Genomic DNA, 17,723 nt, shown 5'->3' on the forward strand with positions numbered 1-17,723 from the left:
GATCGCCGTCACATCCACGCCGAGGTCGAACAGGCCGAGTTCCGCGAGCGTGCGACCTACGGCGTCGGCGCGCTCGTCGATCGGTACGGATTGTAGCCGCACCTGCTCGTGACCGTCCTCGCCTACATCGTCGGTGCCGTGGAAGTAGCCGCGCAAGAGGCTGTAGCGCTCGTCGCGCATCTCCTCCACGCGCCGCACCACGCGGCGCATCGGCACGCCCATCACCACGAGCATGTGCGAGGCCAGCATCAGGCTGCCCTCCACGATCTCGGGAATCACCTCGGTCGCGCCCGCCGCGAGCAGGCGTTCGAGATCGGCATCGTCCACGGTGCGCACGATGATGGGCAGCGTGGGTTCGAGCTCGTGAATATGGTGCAGCACGCGCAGCGCCGACTGCGTGTTCGCATAGGTGATCGCCACCGCCGCCGCGCGATGGATGCCGGCCGCCACGAGTGATTCGCGCCGCGCCGCGTCGCCGAACACCACCGATTCGCCCGCCGCCGCCGCCGCACTCACGCGGTCGGGGTCGAGGTCGAGCGCCACGTACGAGAGCCCCTCGTATTCGAGCATGCGCGCGAGGTTCTGTCCCGCACGGCCATAGCCGCACACGATCACGTGGCCGGTCTGCTTGATGCTCTGCGTGGCGATGCGTGTCATCATCAGCGACTGCTGCATCCATTCCGTGGACGACAGGCGCAGCACGATGCGGTCGGCGTTCTGGATCAGGAACGGCGCGGCGAGCATGGAGAGCAGCATCGAGGCGAGGATCGCCTGGAGCAGCGTCGGATCGACGAGATGCTTGTCGAGGATGAGGTTCAACAGCACGAAGCCGAATTCGCCCGCCTGCGCGAGACCGAGGCCCGTGCGCATCGCGACGCCGGGCGACGCGCCGGAGAGCCGCGCGAGCGCCGTGATCATGACGGCCTTGAGCACGACCGGCCCGATCAGGAACGCGGCCACCAGCAGCGGGTGCTGCACGATCACGTGCGGATTGAGCAGCATGCCGGTGGTCACGAAGAAGAGGCCGAGCAGCACGTCGCGAAACGGCTTGATGTCCTCTTCCACCTGATGCCGGTACGGCGTTTCGGCGATGAGCATGCCCGCGATGAAGGCGCCGAGCGCGAGCGAGAGGCCGAATTTATCGGTGATGAACGCGGCGCCGAGCGTGACGAGCAGCACGTTCAGCACGAACAGTTCCTGCGAACGGCGCCGCGCGACGACGTTGAACCAGCGCGTCATGAACTTCTGGCCGACGATCAGCAGGAGCGCGAGCGCGAGCACGATCTTGATCCCGGCAAGCCCGAGCGACTCCATGAGCGACTTCGGATCGCCGCCGAACGCGGCGATCACGATGAGCAGCGGCACGACGGCCAGATCCTGGAACAGCAGCACGCCGAGGATGTTGCGGCCGTGCGCCGATTCGATTTCGAGCCGCTCGGCGAGCATCTTGCTGACGATGGCCGTCGACGACATGGCGAGCGCGCCGCCGAGCGCGACGCACGCCTGCCAGGTGATATGCACCCACGGCTCCAGCATGAGCCCGAGCAGGAGCGCGACGGCGATCGTCCCGAGCACCTGCAACAGCCCGAGCCCGAACACGGCGTAGCGCATCGCGCGCAGCTTGGACAGCGAAAATTCGAGGCCGATCGAGAACATCAGGAACACGACGCCGAACTCGGCGAGGTTCTGCGCACCGTGAATGTCCGGCACGATGCCGAGCGAGCGCGGCCCGACGAGGATGCCGACGCTCAGATAGCCGAGCATCGGCGGCAGGTTCAGGTAACGGAACAGCACGACGCCGACTACCGAGGCAAGCAGCAGAAACAGCGTCATTTCCAGCGGGGAGATCATCGTGTGAAGCGTCCTCGTGTAGCGTTGCGTCTGCGGCTTTTTGTCTTTGGCCCCTTATTGGCCCCTCAATGGCCCCTCAAAGGAAACGGATGTTTGCATCGGGCACGCGCCGGCTGCGTCAATGATCGGCGCAAAGCGGGCCAAAAGGGAAGTGCTTTCGGGAAGCAACGCAGAAGCACGACGGGGGTGAAAAGCTTCGCGCGGACGCCCGGCTCGATCGCCTGCCGACTGCCCGCCAACAGCGCGCCAACGGGGGCTTTCAGGCCTGGCGCGCCGGCACGGCGAACAGGCGCCTTTGCTATACTCCGCGGATGATAGCGAAAATCAATGGCGATCGGGCGCTGAAGCTCGCTCGCGACGTGCTCGACACCGAAGCTGACGCCGTACGCGCGCTTCGCGAACGACTCGACGACAGCTTCGTCGGCGCAGTCGATCTCATCCTTGGCTGCCGTGGCCGCGTGGTCGTTTCCGGCATCGGCAAATCGGGCCACATTGCCCGCAAGCTGGCCGCCACGCTCGCCTCGACCGGCACGCCCGCGTTCTTCGTCCACCCTGCCGAAGCCAGTCACGGCGACCTCGGCATGGTCACCGCCGACGACGTCTTCGTGGCGCTCTCGAACTCCGGCGAATCCGAAGAACTCGTCGCGATCCTACCGCTCGTGAAGCGCATCGGCGCGAAACTCGTGGCCATGACGGGCCGCCCGCAATCGACGCTCGGCCAGCTCGCCGACGTGCATCTGAATTCCGGTGTGGAAAAGGAAGCCTGCCCGCTGAACCTCGCGCCCACCGCCAGCACGACGGCGGCGCTTGCGCTCGGCGACGCACTCGCGCTCGCGGTGCTCGACGCGCGCGGCTTCGGCGCCGACGACTTCGCGCGCTCGCATCCGGGCGGCGCGCTCGGCCGGCGCCTGCTCACTTATGTGCGCGACGTGATGCGCACGGGCGAGCAGATCCCGTCGGTGCGCGAGGGCGCCACCGTGAGCGACGCCCTCTTCCAGCTCACGGCGATGCGCATGGGCATGACGGCGGTCGTCGACACGGAGGACCGCGTGAGCGGCATCTTCACCGACGGCGACCTGCGCCGCGTGCTGGAGCGCGTGGGCGATTTCCGCAATCTGCCGATCGAAACGGTCATGACGAAGGGCCCGCGCACGATCGGACCCGACAATCTTGCCGTCGAAGCCGTGGAACTGATGGAGCGCCACCGCATCAATCAGATGCTGGTCGTCGACGGCGCAGGCAAGCTGATCGGCGCGCTCAACATGCACGACCTGTTTGCGAAAAAGGTGATCTGAACATGACGGCCCTCCCACTCGACGCCACCGCACGCGCCGCACGCGTGCGCCTGATGATTTTCGACGTCGACGGCGTGCTGACCGACGGCGGCCTGATGTTCACCGGCGCGGGCGACACGATGAAGGCGTTCAACTCGCTCGACGGCCACGGCGCGAAGCTGCTGCGCGAAGCCGGCATCGACACGGCCATCATCACCGGGCGACGCTCGGAGATCGTGGCCGTGCGCGCGAAGGAGCTACGCATCACGCATCTGTACCAGGGCGTGGAAGACAAACGCGTCGCGTTCGCGCAACTGCTCGCCGAAACGGGCGTGACGGCGCAGGAATGCGGCTACATGGGCGATGACTGGCCCGACCTCGCGGTGATGCTCCAGTGCGGCTTCGCGGCCGCACCGGCGAACGCGCACGCCGACGTGCTCGCGCGCGCCCATTGGGTCGCCGCCGCGCACGGCGGCCACGGCGCGGTGCGCGAAGTCACCGACATGATCCTGCGCGCGCAGAACCGCTACGAGGCGCTGCTTGCCGCCGCCTGCGCGCCGCATGCGGCGAAGCCGTGATGAGTGCACAGAAATTCCGCCTCACATCGCTTGTTCCGCTCGTCTGCGTGGCGGCGCTGGCAGGCTTTACGTGGTGGCTGCTGCAGGCGGTCCAGCCGCACGAAAAGGAAGCGGCGCCGCGCCCGCTTACGCACACGCCGGATTACTTCGCCGATAACTTCTCGGTGTCCGAGCTCGACCAGTCCGGCGCCACGCAGTACCGTCTCACCGCGACGCACCTCACCCACTACGAGGACGACGACGAGAGCGAGCTCACGATGCCCGCCGTGCGGGCGTTCCAGCCCGGCAAGCCGATCGTGACGGCCACGGGCCAGCGCGGCAAGGTGAACGCCGACGCCTCGATCGTCGATCTTTACGACAACGCGCACATCCTGCGCGCGGCGGGCGAGGGCGACCCGGATATGCAGGCCGATTCCGAGCATTTCCGCGTGCTCGTCAATGACGATGTGATCCAGACGGAAAAGCCGGTTAAACTTCGTCGCGGCCAGTCGGTCATGACGGCCAGCAGCGGCATGAATTACAACAACGTCACCCGGGTCATCCAGCTTCACGGCAACGTCCGCGGCGCGATCGCCCCGGCAGATTCCGGCGGCTCGTCCTGACCCGCGGGCCGTCCACCCCAGGCACGATTGCATGAACGAATCGCTTCCCCGTCCTCCGTCCGGCGCCTCGCGCGCATATCGCACCATGGCAGGCAGCATGGCTCGCACCATGGCTGGCGCACTGGCTGCGCTCGCAGCCGCACTGTCGCTTGTCGCCTTCGCACCCGCAGCACACGCCGAGCGCGCCGACAAGGACAAGCCGCTCAACATCGAAGCGGACAACATGACCTATGACGATCTGAAGCAGCAGACCATCTTCACCGGCCACGTCGTCGCGACGAAGGGCACGATCCTGATCAAGGCCGACAAGCTCGTCGTCACCCAGGATCCGCAGGGCTACCAGTACGCGACCGGCACGGTGCCGCCGGGCAGCACGACGCTCGCGTTCTTCCGCCAGAAGCGCGAAGCCGTCGACGAGTACGTCGACGGCACTGCCGAGCGCATCGACTACGATGGCCGCCAGGATCTCACCACGCTCACGACGCGCGCAACGGTGCGCCGCCTGCAGGGGCTCTCGACCGTGATGGATCAGGTTCACGGCAGCATCATCACCTATGACGGCCAGAACGACTTCTACACTGCGAAGTCGGGCAAGGACGTCGCAGGCCCGGGCAACCCGACCGGCCGCGTGCGCGCGACGCTCTCGCCGCGCAACACCGGCGGGCAAGAGCTCACCGGCGCGCCGGCCACGCTCGCGCCGTCGACCACGCTGAAGGAAGCGCCGCAACAATGAACACCGTGACCGCTCCCCTCAGCCACGGACGGCAGCTCGAAGGCAAGACGAGCTCGCTCGTCGTGCGCAACCTGAAAAAGCGCTACGGCTCGCGCACGGTCGTCAAGGATGTCTCGCTCGACGTGAAGAGCGGCGAAGTCGTCGGCCTGCTCGGCCCGAACGGCGCGGGCAAGACCACGTCCTTCTACATGATCGTCGGCCTCGTGCCGCTCGACGCCGGCGAGATCGATCTCGACGGCCAGTCGATCAGCCTCCTGCCGATCCACAAGCGCGCCGCGCTCGGGCTTTCGTATCTGCCGCAGGAAGCGTCGGTGTTTCGCAAGCTCACCGTCGAAGAGAACATCTGCGCGGTGCTCGAACTGCAGGTGGACAGCGACGGCAAGCGCCTGTCGAAAGACATCATCGCGCAACGCGCCGAAGCGCTGCTCGACGAACTGCAGATTGCGCATCTGCGTGAAAACCCGGCGCTGTCGCTTTCGGGCGGCGAGCGTCGGCGCGTGGAAATCGCACGCGCCCTCGCCACCGATCCGAGCTTCATCCTGCTCGACGAACCATTCGCCGGCGTCGATCCGATCGCCGTGCTGGAAATCCAGAAGATCGTAAAGTTCCTGAAGCAGCGCAACATCGGCGTGCTGATCACGGACCACAACGTGCGCGAGACGCTCGGCATCTGCGACCACGCGTACATCATCAGCGACGGCACCGTGCTCGCAGCCGGCGCGCCCGGCGACATCATCGAAAACGAAAGCGTGCGCCGCGTGTATCTCGGCGAACACTTCCGCATGTAATTCCCGCACGCGCGCCCCGGCCGTGCCGCCGGGCGCCGCGCGCGCAAGCCTTCCCTCAGCAGTGTTTTCCCTTGCCGCGTCGCTCGCCTCGCGCGGGCGGTGTGCCGCCGCGCGCGCGAAAAGGATTGAAACAAGAGGATTGAAACGTGTGCGCAGCGCCGCTAGCTGCAAAGTAATCGCGGCCGCATTTGCCGATCTGTTCGCCGACGCTGAACAGAACGAAAGCAGATCGAAAAGCGAGCCGAAGAGCCGAACCATTTGAGGGCCGCACCAACGCGGGGCGCACGCGTTTTTGTGGGCGCTGCGTGGTATCGCGGGCGTGGCAAACTCTTTACAATGAATCGCAGACCGCCATGAAAGCCAGCCTCCAACTCCGCCTCTCGCAGCATCTTGCGCTGACCCCACAACTGCAACAGTCCATCCGGCTGCTACAGCTGTCGACGCTCGAACTGCAGCAGGAGGTGTCCACGGCGATCGCACAGAATCCGCTGCTCGAAAACGACGACGACTGGATCGCGAGCCCGCTGCGCGTTGCCGCCGACGGCTCGCTCATCGCGCAGCCGCCCATGCCTTCGGGCGAGGCGATCTCCACGGCGGGCGCACCTGCGGCATCGACATCGACCTCTTCGGCGAACGGCAGCGAAAACAGCGAAGGCGAACCGCAGGGCGTCGACGAATACGATGGCCTCGGAGCCGACGCGGCCGGCGACGCCACCCAGTGGAACCTCGACGACTACGGCCGCTCCGGTTCCGCTTCCGACGACGACGATCTGCCGCCGCTACAGATCCACGAATCGACCACGACGCTGCGCGATCACCTGATGGCGCAATTACGCGTGACGCAGGCGAGCCCGCGCGATCGCGCACTCATCACGTTCCTGATCGAATCGCTCGACGACGATGGCTATCTGTGCGCGACGTGCGATGAAATTCTTGCCGATATTCCCGACGAACTCGAAGTCGACGCCGACGAGCTGAACGCCGCGCTCGCGCTGCTGCACAGCTTCGATCCGGCGGGCGTGGGCGCACGCTCGGCATCGGAATGTCTGAAGCTGCAGTTGATGCGCGTCAATACGTCGCCCACGCGCACGCTCGCGCTGGAGATCGTGTCCAACTATCTGGAACTGCTCGCCGCACGCGATTTCACACGGTTGCGCAAGCAACTGAAGACCGGCGACGACGAGCTGCGCGAGGCGCATGCGCTGATCCGCTCGCTCGAACCGTTCCCGGGCGCCGCCTACGGCAAGGCCGAGGCGGACTATGTGGTGCCGGACATCATCGTCCGGAAGACGGGCCAGAGCTGGCATGCGGAACTCAACCCGGAAGTCGTGCCGAAGCTGCGCATCAACCATCTGTACGCCAATATCCTGCGCAACAACCGCGGGGATCCGGGCAGTGGATCGCTGCGCCAGCAACTGCAGGAAGCGCGCTGGCTAATCAAGAACATCCAGCAACGTTTCGAAACGATCCTGCGCGTGGCGCAGGCCATCGTCGAGCGTCAGAAGAATTTTTTTGCGCATGGTGAAATCGCCATGCGCCCCTTGGTTTTGAGAGAGATTGCTGATACGCTGGGCCTACACGAATCAACTGTCTCGCGTGTGACAACCGGTAAATACATGCTGACTCCATTCGGTACACTTGAATTTAAGTACTTCTTTGGATCGCATGTCTCGACCGACACAGGAGGCGCGGCGTCATCAACGGCCATCCGCGCACTCATCAAACAATTGATAGGAGCCGAGAACCCTAAAACTCCTCTTTCAGACAGCCGCATAGCCGAACTGCTGGCCGAACAGGGTTTCGTGGTCGCGCGACGCACCGTCGCCAAGTACCGCGAGGCGCTGAAGATTCCGGCAGTCAATCTGCGCAAGTCTCTTTAGCCTTTTGCCGGGATTCCGGCATGGGCGTTTTCCGGCCGCCGCGCCAGTTGGCGGATATGGCCGGCCGAGGTAGTCCGCCGCGCAGGCCTTTCGGGGAAACCGCGCGCGGCCGCACCAGTCGACCGGCATAGCCGCGTTTCACGCGCCAAGCGGCCAATAGCCTGGAGAAGCACTATGAATCTCAAGATCAGTGGACACCATCTCGAAGTAACGCCAGCTTTGCGAGAATACGTGATCACCAAGCTAGACAGGGTGCTAAGACATTTCGATCAGGTAATCGATGGCAATGTGGTCCTCTCGGTCGACAACTACAAGGAAAAGGATAAGAGACAGAAGGTTGAAGTGAGCCTTCATCTGAAGGGCAAGGACATTTTTGTGGAAAGCGCGAACGGCGACATGTACGCGGCCATCGATCTGCTCGTCGACAAGCTCGACCGCCAGGTCGTCCGCCACAAGGACCGTCTGCAAGGTCACCAGCACGATGCACTGAAGTACCAGGAAGCCACGCCGGCCGCCGAAGCTCCGCCGCAATGATCGCGGCGCTTTTCATCGGCGAGTTTCAGCTGTGATGCGCACCGGTGAGCGATGCTCACCAGCAGCCGGAGAACCGGCCGCAAGCACGAGCCGCCCCGAAACGGGCGGCTTTTTCGTGTAGGCAGCACATCGAATGATTGGATCAGGTGCAACCCTGCGCAAGGGGTTGCACGTATGCGAGGCGCATCGCACCATCGGCCCGTATGCTTGCTCTATAATGATCCAGTCGCATTTGGGGCGTACCGCCCTACGGTCCCGGCACCGGCTTCGTCGCGAAAATCACATGCACTACGGAGACGCGGGGCTCGGCGCCGGATTTCGGGCCGCATGCCAGGGTAAAGGGCATCCAGGCCACGTTTTCGCCTGCCAATATGAATCGTTTAGCCAAAATACTGCCTGTCGAGAACGTCGTCGTCGGCCTGTCCGTCACCAGCAAGAAGCGCGTCTTTGAACAAGCCGGCCTGATCTTCGAAAACCAGAACGGCATTGCCCGCAGCACCGTCACCGACAATCTCTTCGCGCGCGAGCGCCTGGGTTCCACGGGACTTGGCGAAGGCGTCGCCATTCCGCACGGCCGCATCAAGGGCTTGAAGCATCCGCTCGCCGCGTTCGTGCGCCTCGCCGAGCCCATCCCGTTCGAAGCGCCCGACGGCCAGCCCGTCTCGCTCCTCATCTTCCTGCTTGTGCCCGAACAGGCCACGCAGCAGCACCTTGAAATCCTGTCCGAGATCGCACAATTGCTGTCGGACCGCGAGGCGCGCGAGCGTCTGAATACGGAACAGGAACGCGAAACGTTGCATCGTCTGCTCACCCAGTGGCAACCTTGAGGTAACGCACCGCATCGCGTGCCGGTCCCGCGGGCGAAACGCCCCGGGCAACGGACACGCGCGGGCCCTTGCGGGCACGGCAGCCAGCCATGGCGCCGGGCCCGGCCAGCGGCAACGCCCGGCTCAGGCCGGGCGCGGATCATAACGGTGTCACTCGCGGAGTCATGGATTCATGGATACTTCCAGCATCAACGCCCAAAGCATCTTCGACGACAACGCCACCACGCTGAAGCTCAGCTGGCTGACGGGGCACGAAGGCTGGGAACGCGGTTTTTCCACCGAGACGGTGGCGACGGCCACGGCGAGCGCGGACCTCGTCGGCCACCTGAACCTGATCCACCCGAACCGCATCCAGGTGCTGGGCGAAGCCGAAATCCAGTACTACCAGCGCCAGACCGACGAAGACCGCTCACGCCACATGGCCGAGCTGATCGCGCTCGAGCCGCCGTTCCTCGTCGTCGCCGACGGCATGACGGCGCCGCCCGAGCTGGTCCTGCGCTGCACGCGCTCGTCGACGCCGCTCTTCACGACGCCGATGTCGGCGGCAACGGTCATCGACAGCCTGCGCCTTTACATGTCGCGCATCCTCGCGCCGCGCGCGACATTGCACGGCGTGTTCCTCGACATTCTCGGCATGGGCGTGCTGCTCACCGGCGATTCGGGCCTCGGCAAGAGCGAACTGGGCCTCGAACTGATCAGCCGCGGCCACGGCCTCGTCGCCGACGATGCAGTCGATTTCGTGCGCCTCGGTCCGGATTTCGTCGAGGGCCGCTGCCCGCCGCTCTTGCAGAACCTGCTGGAAGTGCGCGGCCTCGGTCTGCTCGACATCAAGACGATCTTCGGCGAAACCGCCGTGCGCCGGAAGATGAAGCTCAAGCTCATCGTGCAACTGGTGCGCCGCCCGGACGGCGAATTCCAGCGGCTGCCGCTCGAAAGCCAGACGGTGGACGTGCTGGGCCTGCCCATCAGCAAGGTCACGATCCAGGTGGCGGCGGGTCGCAACCTCGCCGTGCTCGTCGAGGCCGCCGTGCGAAACACGATCCTGCAACTGCGCGGCATCGATACGCTGCGCGACTTCATGGACCGCCAGCGCCTCGCGATGCAGGACCCCGACAGCCAGTTCGCGGGCAAGCTGATCTGACGCGCGAACACCCGCGAGGCCCGCGAGGCCTGCTTCTCGCGGGTGTTCGCGGGTGTTCGCGGGTTTTCGTGGGCGTTCGCGGGTTTTCGTATCACGTACTGCCCGCCCGCCCTGTCATCACGGCCGTGCGGGTCCAATGCTATGATGGGCCAATCGGGTCCTTCTGCTTTTCCATGCGAATCATCCTGATCACCGGTATCTCAGGCTCCGGCAAGTCGGTGGCGCTCAATGCGCTCGAAGACGTCGGCTACTTCTGCGTCGACAACCTGCCGCCGCGCCTTCTGCCGCAGCTCGCGCATTATCTGACCGACGACGGTTACGATCGCCTCGCCGTCGCGATCGATGCGCGCTCGAGTTCGTCGCTCGACGACATGCCCCAGATGATCCGCGACCTCTCGCACGAGCACGACGTGCGCGTCGTGTTTCTCAACGCGAGCACGCAATCGCTGATTCAGCGCTTTTCGGAAACGCGCCGCCGTCACCCGCTTTCCGGCTCTGCGGCGCACGACGCAAACGTTGGCATGCTGAAATCGCTCGAAGAGGCCATCGAGCACGAACGTGAACTCGTCGCGAATCTCGCCGAGTTCGGCCACCAGATCGACACGAGCAACCTGAGCGCCAACGCGCTGCGCGCGTGGGTCAAAGCGTTCGTCGAGAGCACGCGCGGCTCGCTCATGCTCACCTTCGAATCGTTCGGCTTCAAGCGCGGCGTGCCGCTCGACGCGGACCTCGTGTTCGACGTGCGCACACTGCCCAATCCGCACTACGACGCCCGTCTGCGTCCGCTCACGGGCCTCGACCAGCCCGTGATCGACTTTCTTCGCGCGCAGCCGGCAGTCCACGAAATGATCGACGATATCTATGGATTCGTCGCCAGGTGGCTGCCGCATTTTCGTGCGGACAACCGCAGCTATCTCACCGTGGCGATCGGCTGCACGGGCGGCCAGCATCGCTCGGTTCACATCGCCCAGACGCTCGCCACGCGCTTCGCGGGCGAATCGAACGTCATCGTGCGTCACCGCGATGCACCACTCGATGTTGGAGAATCGTCCCGGCTGATTGCCTAACCGGCCCGCGTGCGGGCCTTGACCGAAAGCGCTGCGCCATGTCCTCGTCCCCTGCCGTGCTCGCCGAATTGCCGTTGTTTCCACTTCATACGGTGCTCTTTCCAGGCGGCCTGCTGCCGCTGAAGATCTTCGAGGCGCGCTACCTGGACATGGCAAGCGAGTGCCTGCGCGAGAAGACGCCGTTCGGCGTGTGCCTGCTCAAGAGCGGCGCCGAAGTCGCGCAACCCGACGAAACCGCGGTGCCCGAAACGGTCGGCTGTCTCGCCGAAATCGAGCAGTTCGACGTCGAGGCATTCGGCATGCTGCTGATCCGCGCGCACGGCACGCGGCGGTTTCGCTTGCTGTCGCATCACGTCGAAACCGACGGCCTGCTCGTCGGCGCCGCCGAGCTGCTGCCCGACGACATTCCGATGGAAGGCAGCGATCGGCTCGCGCGTTTCGGCGCATGTGCCGAGGTGCTCGAACGCATCATCGCGACGATGCGCGAGCGCGATCCGGACAGCGTGCCGTTCGCGCAGCCGTTGTGCCTGAACGATCCCTCGTGGGTCTCCAATCGCCTTGCCGAAGTGCTGCCGATCGCGCTGCGTGCGCGCCAAAAGCTCATGGAACTGCCCGACGCCGGCGCGCGCATCGACGTCGTGCATCACTACATGCAACAACATCAGCTGCTATAACGCATTCGATCCAAGCGTCGATCCGCGCGCGTCAGATCAGCGAACCGCGCAGCCCGTCGAGCAGCTTGCGCACCGGCGCAGGCACGCCGAATGCGTCGATCTCGCCCAGCGCGACCCACACGGTTTCTTCATCGGAAAGTTCAAGCGCGGATGACACGCCGCCATCGCGAGCCAGCTCGATCACGCGCGGCTCGATTTCAAGCTTGAAGTGCGTGAACGTATGCGAGAACGGCGCGAGCGGCGACACTGCGCCCGCCGCGCCGAGCGACTGTGCTCGCGCGGCGACCGCCGCTTCGCCGTCCGCTTCGGGCAGGCTCCAGAGGCCGCCCCAGATGCCGCTCGGCGGACGCTTTTGCAGCATCACCGCATCGCCATCGAGTAGCACGAGCATCCACGTGCGGCGCGTGGGCACCGTCTTCTTCGGGCGCGCCGCAGGCAGTTCGCGCTGGCGCCCCGTCGTATTCGCGACGCAATCCGCGGCGAACGGGCAGCGTGCGCAATCGGGCTTGCCGCGCACGCACAGCGTCGCGCCAAGATCCATCAGTCCCTGCGTATAGGCGCTCACGTCCGCATTGCTCGCGCCGTCGTTCGGTACGAGCGAATCGGCGAGCGTCCACATCGCGTTCTCCACGCGCTTGTCGCCCGGAAAACCCTCCACGCCGAACACGCGCGCAAGCACGCGCTTCACGTTGCCGTCGAGGATCGTTGCACGCGCACCGAATGCGAACGATGCGATGGCCGCCGCCGTCGAACGGCCGATGCCGGGAAGCTCGGCCAGCCCCTCAACCGTGGACGGGAATTGCCCGCCATGCTCGTCAGCAACCGCCTGCGCGCATCGATGGAGATTGCGCGCGCGCGTGTAGTAGCCGAGCCCGGCCCACCGCGCCATTACGTCATCGAGTGGCGCGCGCGCAAGCGCCTCGACGGTGGGAAAGCGCTCGAGAAATCGTGCGTAGTACGGAATCACGGTGCCGACCTGGGTCTGCTGCAACATGATTTCCGAAAGCCAGATGCGATACGCATCGCGCGTGTTCTGCCACGGCAGGTCGTGGCGGCCGTGCTCGCGCTGCCACGCGATGAGGCGCGGCGCGAAGTTCGCGCGCAGTTCCGCAGGATAGTCGGCGAGCAGTTCGGTGAGATGCGTGCCGGATGGCGGCGAAGAAACGTACATGAAATAGCCGGTGAATCAGCGCTGGCAGCGCGGACAGAAATAAGTGGACCGCTGGCCCTGCACGATCTGCCGGATCGGCGTGCCGCACACGCGGCACGGCTGGCCCGCGCGGTCGTAGACGAAATATTCGAGCTGGAAATAGCCGCTTTCGCCGTTGCTGCCGACGAAGTCGCGCAATGTGCTGCCGCCTTTTTCTATCGCCGAAGCGAGCACGGCGCGCACGGCATCCGCAAGCAGTTCGTAACGTGCGAGCGATACGCGGCCCGCGGGCGTGGTCGGACGAATACCCGCGCGAAACAGGCTCTCCGACGCGTAGATATTGCCGACACCCACCACGATGTCGCCCGCGAGCAGCGCCTGCTTGACGGAAACCTTGCGCCCGCGCGTTTCGCGATAGAGCAGCGCGCCGTCGAACGCCGGCGTGAACGGCTCGATGCCGAGCTTCGCCAGCAACGGATGGCCGAGCACGTCGCCCGCCTCGCGCGGATGCCAGAGCACCGCGCCGAAGCGGCGCGGATCGCGAAAGCGAAGCGTAAAGTCGTCGAAGAGCCAGTCGACGTGATCGTGCTTTTCCGCTGCGTGCAGCTTCGCACCCGGCGCCCCATTCCGGAGCACGCGCAACGTCCCGGTCATGCCGAGGTGGACGATGAACCAGCCCTCCTCCACTTCGAACAGCAGATATTTTCCCCGGCGGCCCACGGAACGGATCGTGCGGCCGCGCAGCGTGCGTGCGAGCGCAGGCGGAACCGGCCAGCGCAGCGCCGGATTGCGCACGTCCACGCGCTCGATGCGACGGCCCGTGACCCAGGGCTCGATTCCGCGGCGCGTAACCTCAACTTCCGGCAATTCGGGCATGTCTAAGGTCTTGACCTGGTGATGTTCGGAGTTGGTCTGCAACTTGCGTCGTCGTTGTGCGCGTATTGTAGCCAGCGCGTTACAATCGACCGAAACATTCGACCGAAATCCATGGAACTGTCTTTCGTAAAACTGTTTGCGAAGCGCCCGGCCCCTCACGCGCCACGCCTGCCTTCCACCATCGGCGTCCGCCTGATCGGCGCGGCGGTGGTCGCGGCCTGGGCGTTGACCACGTCGAGCGCATATGCACAGGATCCGGCCCCCGACACGGACGACACGTCCGTTTCGATCCCGGACGCATTCGGCCCGGAAACGCCCGATGAGATGAAAGATCTGCCCGACACGCCGCTGTCGAGCCAGATACTGTTCCAGGTTCTCGCCGCGGAAATCGCGCTCCAGCGCGACCAGCCGGCGCCCGCTTATCAAACGTACCTCGCACTCGCGCGCGACACGCACGATCCGCGCATGGCGCAGCGCGCGACGGAAATCGCGCTTGCCGCGCAGAGCCCGTCCGACGCGCTGAACGCCGTCCAGCTCTGGCAGCAGTACGCACCCGATTCGGAGCGCGCCGCGCAACTCGACGCGTCGCTGCTCGTGCTGTCCGGCCGTCCCGAAGACGCCGCACCGCTGCTCGCGCGCGAACTGGCGCATGTGCCCGCGGAGAATCGCGGGCCGGCGCTCGTCTCGCTGCAGCTCCTGATCTCGCGCGGACCGAACCGCATCGGCGGTCTGGCGGTGCTGAAAGATCTGCTGAAGGACGACATCAACCGTCCCGAGGCGCAACTTGCGATCGGACGTCAGCAATTGCTCGCCGACGATCTGCCCGGCGCGCGCAAGTCGTTCGAGCAGGCGCTCACGCTCAAGCCCGGCTACCTGCCCGCGGCCTTGATGCTGTCGCAGATGGGGCCTGAAGAGCGCAGCGAGGGCATCGCGGCCATCGAGAAATTCGTGCAGCAGAACCCGAAGTCGCGCGAAGGACGGCTCGCACTCGCACAGACCTACCTGGCCGCCGACCGCCTCGACGACGCGCAAAAGCAGTTCGAAATCTTGCGCAAGGACGGTCCGAAAGACCTGATGCCGCTGATGGCGCTCGCGCTGATCAACGTGCAGCAGAAGAAGTTCGAGCCCGCGCAAAAGTATCTGACGCAATACGTGCAGCTTGCGGAAAAGACGCCGAATGCGGACCCGGGCCAGGGCTACATCTACCTCGCGCAACTTGCCGTCGAACAGAAGGACGACGCCGCGGCGCAGAAGTGGCTCGACAGGATCAGCACGACGAGCCAGCAGTATGTTCCGGGGCAGATCGCCCGCGCGCAGCTGCTCGACAAGGAAGGCAAGACCGACGACGCGCGGCGCCAGCTCGCGAGCATTCACTCCGACGATCCGCACGACCAGGCGCTGATCGCACGCACGGACGCGACGATCCTGTTCGACGCGAAGCGCTATCCGGAAGCGGAAGAGCGGCTCGCGAAGGCCGTGGGCGACTTCCCGGACGACGCCGATCTCGTCTACGACTACGCGATGACGGCCGAAAAAACCGGCCATTACGACGTGATGGAAGCGCAGTTGCGCAAGCTCATCAAGGCGCAGCCCGACAACCCGCAGGCGTACAACGCGCTCGGCTACTCGCTTGCGGATCGCAATCTGCGCCTGCAGGAAGCCGACAAGCTGGTCGAGAAGGCTTCGGCGCTCGCACCCGACGACGCGTTCATCATGGACAGCGTGGGCTGGGTGAAATACCGCCTCGGCGACAACGCCGACGCCATCAAGCTATTGCGCAAGGCGTACAGCATGCAGCCGAACGCCGAGATCGGCGCGCACCTCGGCGAAGTGCTGTGGAAAAACGGCGACCAGGACGGCGCGCGTGCCGCATGGCGCGAGGCGCACAAGCTCGAACCCGATAACGACACGCTCCTGAAGACGCTCAAGCGCTTCCAGGTGAACGATCTCTGATATACCGCCGATGTCCCGCTGATGCCTGTGTTGAAACCCGCGTTGAAACCCGATACCCGACCGACTTCCGGCTCCGCCGTACTGCATTCGATCTACACCCGCCTCGTGCGGCGCCCGGCGCTCGGCGTAGCGGCGTCGGCGCTGCTCGCGCTCGCAGGTTGCGCCACGCAACCGCCGCATCAGCCGTCCACTTCGAACGCCACTACGTCGCTCACGACGCAGACGAACCGCGCCTGGCACGGCCGCTTCGCCGTGCAGTACGTCGACCAGTACGGCCGCCCGAACAACGCCTACGGCAACTTCGAAATGCGCGAAGCCGACTCGACGGTGACGCTGCAACTGCGCAATCCGCTTGGACAGACGATGGCGATCGTCACGTCGTCGCCGGCGCAAGCGACGCTCGAATTGCCGAACCGGCAGCCGCTCACCGCCGACAACGTGTCGACCCTGATGCGCCAGGCACTCGGTTTCGCACTGCCGGTCGAGGGCCTGCGTTACTGGCTGCAGCCCTCTGTCGCGCCGACTTCCCACGCGTACACGAAGGCCGATCCACAGGATCCGTCGCGCCTCGCACAAATCGAGCAGGACGGCTGGACCATCGACTACATGGCCTATGCCGATGCGCCCGCCACCGGCGTGAAGCGCCTTAACCTCACACGCGACAACCCGCCGCTCGCGATCAAGCTGGTGCTCGACCAATAAACCGGGCGGCCCCGTCCGTCACACGCATCATGACCGAAACTCAAGACTCGCTGCGCGATTGCCTCGCGCCCGCGAAACTCAATCTGTTCCTGCACATCACCGGCCGCCGCGCGGACGGCTATCACAACCTGCAGACGGTGTTCCAGTTGCTCGACTGGGGCGACACGCTGCACTTCAAGCGCCGCCAGGACGGCCGCATCACGCGCACGACCGAAGTGGACGGCGTTCCCGCCGAGCAGGACCTCACCGTGCGCGCGGCGATGCTGCTCAAGGAGCACACGGGCACGCCGGACGGCGTCGAGATCGACATCGAAAAGCGTCTGCCGATGGGCGCCGGACTCGGCGGCGGCAGCTCGGACGCGGCGACGACGCTGCTCGCACTGAACCGCCTGTGGAAACTTCGTCTGACGCGCGCCGAACTCCAGACGCTCGCACTGAAACTCGGCGCCGACGTGCCGTTCTTCGTGTTCGGCAAAAACGCGTTTGCCGAGGGTGTTGGCGAAGCACTGGAAACTGTACAATTGCCCCCGCGTCATTTTTTGGTTGTGACGCCGCAGGTACACGTTCCGACTGCCGCGATTTTTTCGGAAAAATCGTTGACACGAGATACGAAGCCCTGCACAATAGCAGTCTTTCTTGCACAGCATGCAACGCAAAACGGATGGCCAGACAGTTTCGGCCAAAACGATATGCAAGCGGTTGTCGCAGGGAAATACGCGGAAGTAGCGCAGGTGTTGAAGTGGTTTAGCGGCATCGAAACCAGCATCACGCCAGCGCGGATGACCGGATCGGGCGCGAGCGTTTTTGCAGCGTTTTCCAGCCGGGCCGAAGCAGAAGCGGTGCAAACCAAACTGCGTGAAGCTCAACCGGCGTGGAGAAGCGCGGTGACATCGAGTCTTGATACCCATCCTCTCTTCGCTTTCGCGGCATAGATTTAGCCTCGCTGAACGGCCCTGCCCTCCCAGCGAAGCGCAGAGTTAAGTGTAGGGGAGTCGCCAAGTTGGTTAAGGCACCGGATTTTGATTCCGGCATGCGAGGGTTCGAGTCCTTCCTCCCCTGCCAAGTATTCCTGCAGCAACGCCTGCAGATATCT

17 protein-coding genes and 1 tRNA gene are annotated in these 17,723 nt (G+C 65.0%); 15 read left to right on the forward strand and 3 right to left on the reverse strand.

Annotated features, from left to right (window positions below; all coding sequences use genetic code 11):
- Positions 1-1,851: cation:proton antiporter (locus Q0L30_RS06965; RefSeq protein ID WP_296653047.1), on the reverse strand; the 1,851-nt coding region annotated here is incomplete at its 3' end.
- 311 nt (positions 1,852-2,162) lie between these two features.
- Between Q0L30_RS06965 and kdsD the strand changes: the two genes are divergently transcribed.
- The 11 genes from kdsD to Q0L30_RS07020 all read left to right on the forward strand — a co-directional run bounded on the left by kdsD (position 2,163) and on the right by Q0L30_RS07020 (position 11,949).
- Entirely contained in the window at positions 2,163-3,146 is a 984-nt protein-coding gene (kdsD, locus tag Q0L30_RS06970; protein WP_296653050.1) for an arabinose 5-phosphate isomerase KdsD, read from the forward strand.
- Between the two features lie 2 nt (positions 3,147-3,148).
- Positions 3,149-3,703 carry an HAD family hydrolase gene (locus Q0L30_RS06975; RefSeq protein ID WP_296653053.1) on the forward strand — a complete coding sequence of 185 codons (555 nt, stop codon included), beginning with the start codon at positions 3,149-3,151 and terminating at the stop codon, positions 3,701-3,703.
- On the forward strand, positions 3,703-4,305 hold the full coding sequence (gene lptC, locus Q0L30_RS06980) for an LPS export ABC transporter periplasmic protein LptC (protein ID WP_296653055.1): 603 nt from the start codon (positions 3,703-3,705) through the stop codon (positions 4,303-4,305). Before Q0L30_RS06975 ends, lptC begins: the two co-directional genes overlap by 1 nt.
- Before the next feature lie 31 nt (positions 4,306-4,336).
- Positions 4,337-5,038: a lipopolysaccharide transport periplasmic protein LptA gene (gene lptA / locus Q0L30_RS06985; protein WP_296653058.1), complete on the forward strand. Its 702-nt coding sequence runs from the start codon at positions 4,337-4,339 to the stop codon at positions 5,036-5,038.
- Positions 5,035-5,826, forward strand: coding sequence for an LPS export ABC transporter ATP-binding protein (gene lptB, locus Q0L30_RS06990; RefSeq protein WP_296653061.1), 792 nt, complete (start codon positions 5,035-5,037; stop codon positions 5,824-5,826). Before lptA ends, lptB begins: the two co-directional genes overlap by 4 nt.
- A gap of 353 nt (positions 5,827-6,179) precedes the next feature.
- The gene (locus Q0L30_RS06995) at positions 6,180-7,706 is read left to right on the forward strand and encodes an RNA polymerase factor sigma-54 (protein ID WP_296653063.1); all 1,527 of its coding nucleotides are present in this window, start codon (positions 6,180-6,182) and stop codon (positions 7,704-7,706) included.
- A gap of 174 nt (positions 7,707-7,880) precedes the next feature.
- Complete coding sequence (raiA, locus tag Q0L30_RS07000; protein ID WP_296653064.1) at positions 7,881-8,240, forward strand: ribosome-associated translation inhibitor RaiA; 360 nt, start codon at positions 7,881-7,883, stop codon at positions 8,238-8,240.
- A gap of 371 nt (positions 8,241-8,611) precedes the next feature.
- Complete coding sequence (gene ptsN / locus Q0L30_RS07005; RefSeq protein WP_293038017.1) at positions 8,612-9,067, forward strand: PTS IIA-like nitrogen regulatory protein PtsN; 456 nt, start codon at positions 8,612-8,614, stop codon at positions 9,065-9,067.
- A 172-nt stretch (positions 9,068-9,239) separates the two neighbouring features.
- On the forward strand, positions 9,240-10,208 hold the full coding sequence (gene hprK, locus Q0L30_RS07010) for an HPr(Ser) kinase/phosphatase (RefSeq protein ID WP_293038015.1): 969 nt from the start codon (positions 9,240-9,242) through the stop codon (positions 10,206-10,208).
- A gap of 173 nt (positions 10,209-10,381) precedes the next feature.
- Positions 10,382-11,275: an RNase adapter RapZ gene (gene rapZ, locus Q0L30_RS07015; RefSeq protein WP_293038013.1), complete on the forward strand. Its 894-nt coding sequence runs from the start codon at positions 10,382-10,384 to the stop codon at positions 11,273-11,275.
- Between the two features lie 38 nt (positions 11,276-11,313).
- A complete protein-coding gene (locus Q0L30_RS07020; protein ID WP_296653073.1) occupies positions 11,314-11,949 on the forward strand; it encodes an LON peptidase substrate-binding domain-containing protein in 636 nt (211 codons plus the stop codon).
- A 31-nt stretch (positions 11,950-11,980) separates the two neighbouring features.
- Here the strand turns inward: Q0L30_RS07020 and mutY are convergent, their stop codons facing one another.
- Together mutY and mutM are read right to left on the reverse strand one after the other, a co-directional pair.
- Entirely contained in the window at positions 11,981-13,120 is a 1,140-nt protein-coding gene (gene mutY / locus Q0L30_RS07025) for an A/G-specific adenine glycosylase (protein WP_296653076.1), read from the reverse strand.
- A 15-nt stretch (positions 13,121-13,135) separates the two neighbouring features.
- Positions 13,136-13,975 (reverse strand): bifunctional DNA-formamidopyrimidine glycosylase/DNA-(apurinic or apyrimidinic site) lyase, encoded by an 840-nt coding sequence (mutM, locus tag Q0L30_RS07030; protein WP_296653225.1) that lies wholly within the window; start codon positions 13,973-13,975, stop codon positions 13,136-13,138.
- Positions 13,976-14,086: 111 nt separating this feature from the next.
- Here mutM and Q0L30_RS07035 point away from each other — a divergent pair, with 111 nt between their 5' ends.
- The 4 genes from Q0L30_RS07035 to Q0L30_RS07050 all read left to right on the forward strand — a co-directional run bounded on the left by Q0L30_RS07035 (position 14,087) and on the right by Q0L30_RS07050 (position 17,692).
- The gene (locus Q0L30_RS07035; protein ID WP_296653078.1) at positions 14,087-15,928 is read left to right on the forward strand and encodes a tetratricopeptide repeat protein; all 1,842 of its coding nucleotides are present in this window, start codon (positions 14,087-14,089) and stop codon (positions 15,926-15,928) included.
- An 81-nt stretch (positions 15,929-16,009) separates the two neighbouring features.
- Positions 16,010-16,630 (forward strand): lipoprotein insertase outer membrane protein LolB, encoded by a 621-nt coding sequence (gene lolB / locus Q0L30_RS07040; RefSeq protein ID WP_296653228.1) that lies wholly within the window; start codon positions 16,010-16,012, stop codon positions 16,628-16,630.
- Positions 16,631-16,659: 29 nt separating this feature from the next.
- Entirely contained in the window at positions 16,660-17,562 is a 903-nt protein-coding gene (gene ispE / locus Q0L30_RS07045; RefSeq protein ID WP_296653081.1) for a 4-(cytidine 5'-diphospho)-2-C-methyl-D-erythritol kinase, read from the forward strand.
- 53 nt (positions 17,563-17,615) lie between these two features.
- A tRNA-Gln gene (locus tag Q0L30_RS07050) sits at positions 17,616-17,692 on the forward strand.
- Positions 17,693-17,723 lie beyond the last annotated feature (31 nt).

Source organism: Paraburkholderia sp. (assembly GCF_024281035.1).
Classification (GTDB): domain Bacteria; phylum Pseudomonadota; class Gammaproteobacteria; order Burkholderiales; family Burkholderiaceae; genus Paraburkholderia.

Coding starts and splice junctions, on each gene's coding strand:
- kdsD (WP_296653050.1), top strand. CDS start 2,163: ATGATAGCGAAAATCAATGGCGATCGGGCGCTGAAGCTCGCTCGCGAC.
- Q0L30_RS06975 (WP_296653053.1), top strand. CDS start 3,149: ATGACGGCCCTCCCACTCGACGCCACCGCACGCGCCGCACGCGTGCGC.
- lptC (WP_296653055.1), top strand. CDS start 3,703: ATGAGTGCACAGAAATTCCGCCTCACATCGCTTGTTCCGCTCGTCTGC.
- lptA (WP_296653058.1), top strand. CDS start 4,337: ATGAACGAATCGCTTCCCCGTCCTCCGTCCGGCGCCTCGCGCGCATAT.
- lptB (WP_296653061.1), top strand. CDS start 5,035: ATGAACACCGTGACCGCTCCCCTCAGCCACGGACGGCAGCTCGAAGGC.
- Q0L30_RS06995 (WP_296653063.1), top strand. CDS start 6,180: ATGAAAGCCAGCCTCCAACTCCGCCTCTCGCAGCATCTTGCGCTGACC.
- raiA (WP_296653064.1), top strand. CDS start 7,881: ATGAATCTCAAGATCAGTGGACACCATCTCGAAGTAACGCCAGCTTTG.
- ptsN (WP_293038017.1), top strand. CDS start 8,612: ATGAATCGTTTAGCCAAAATACTGCCTGTCGAGAACGTCGTCGTCGGC.
- hprK (WP_293038015.1), top strand. CDS start 9,240: ATGGATACTTCCAGCATCAACGCCCAAAGCATCTTCGACGACAACGCC.
- rapZ (WP_293038013.1), top strand. CDS start 10,382: ATGCGAATCATCCTGATCACCGGTATCTCAGGCTCCGGCAAGTCGGTG.
- Q0L30_RS07020 (WP_296653073.1), top strand. CDS start 11,314: ATGTCCTCGTCCCCTGCCGTGCTCGCCGAATTGCCGTTGTTTCCACTT.
- mutY (WP_296653076.1), bottom strand. CDS start 13,120: ATGTACGTTTCTTCGCCGCCATCCGGCACGCATCTCACCGAACTGCTC.
- mutM (WP_296653225.1), bottom strand. CDS start 13,975: ATGCCCGAATTGCCGGAAGTTGAGGTTACGCGCCGCGGAATCGAGCCC.
- Q0L30_RS07035 (WP_296653078.1), top strand. CDS start 14,087: ATGGAACTGTCTTTCGTAAAACTGTTTGCGAAGCGCCCGGCCCCTCAC.
- ispE (WP_296653081.1), top strand. CDS start 16,660: ATGACCGAAACTCAAGACTCGCTGCGCGATTGCCTCGCGCCCGCGAAA.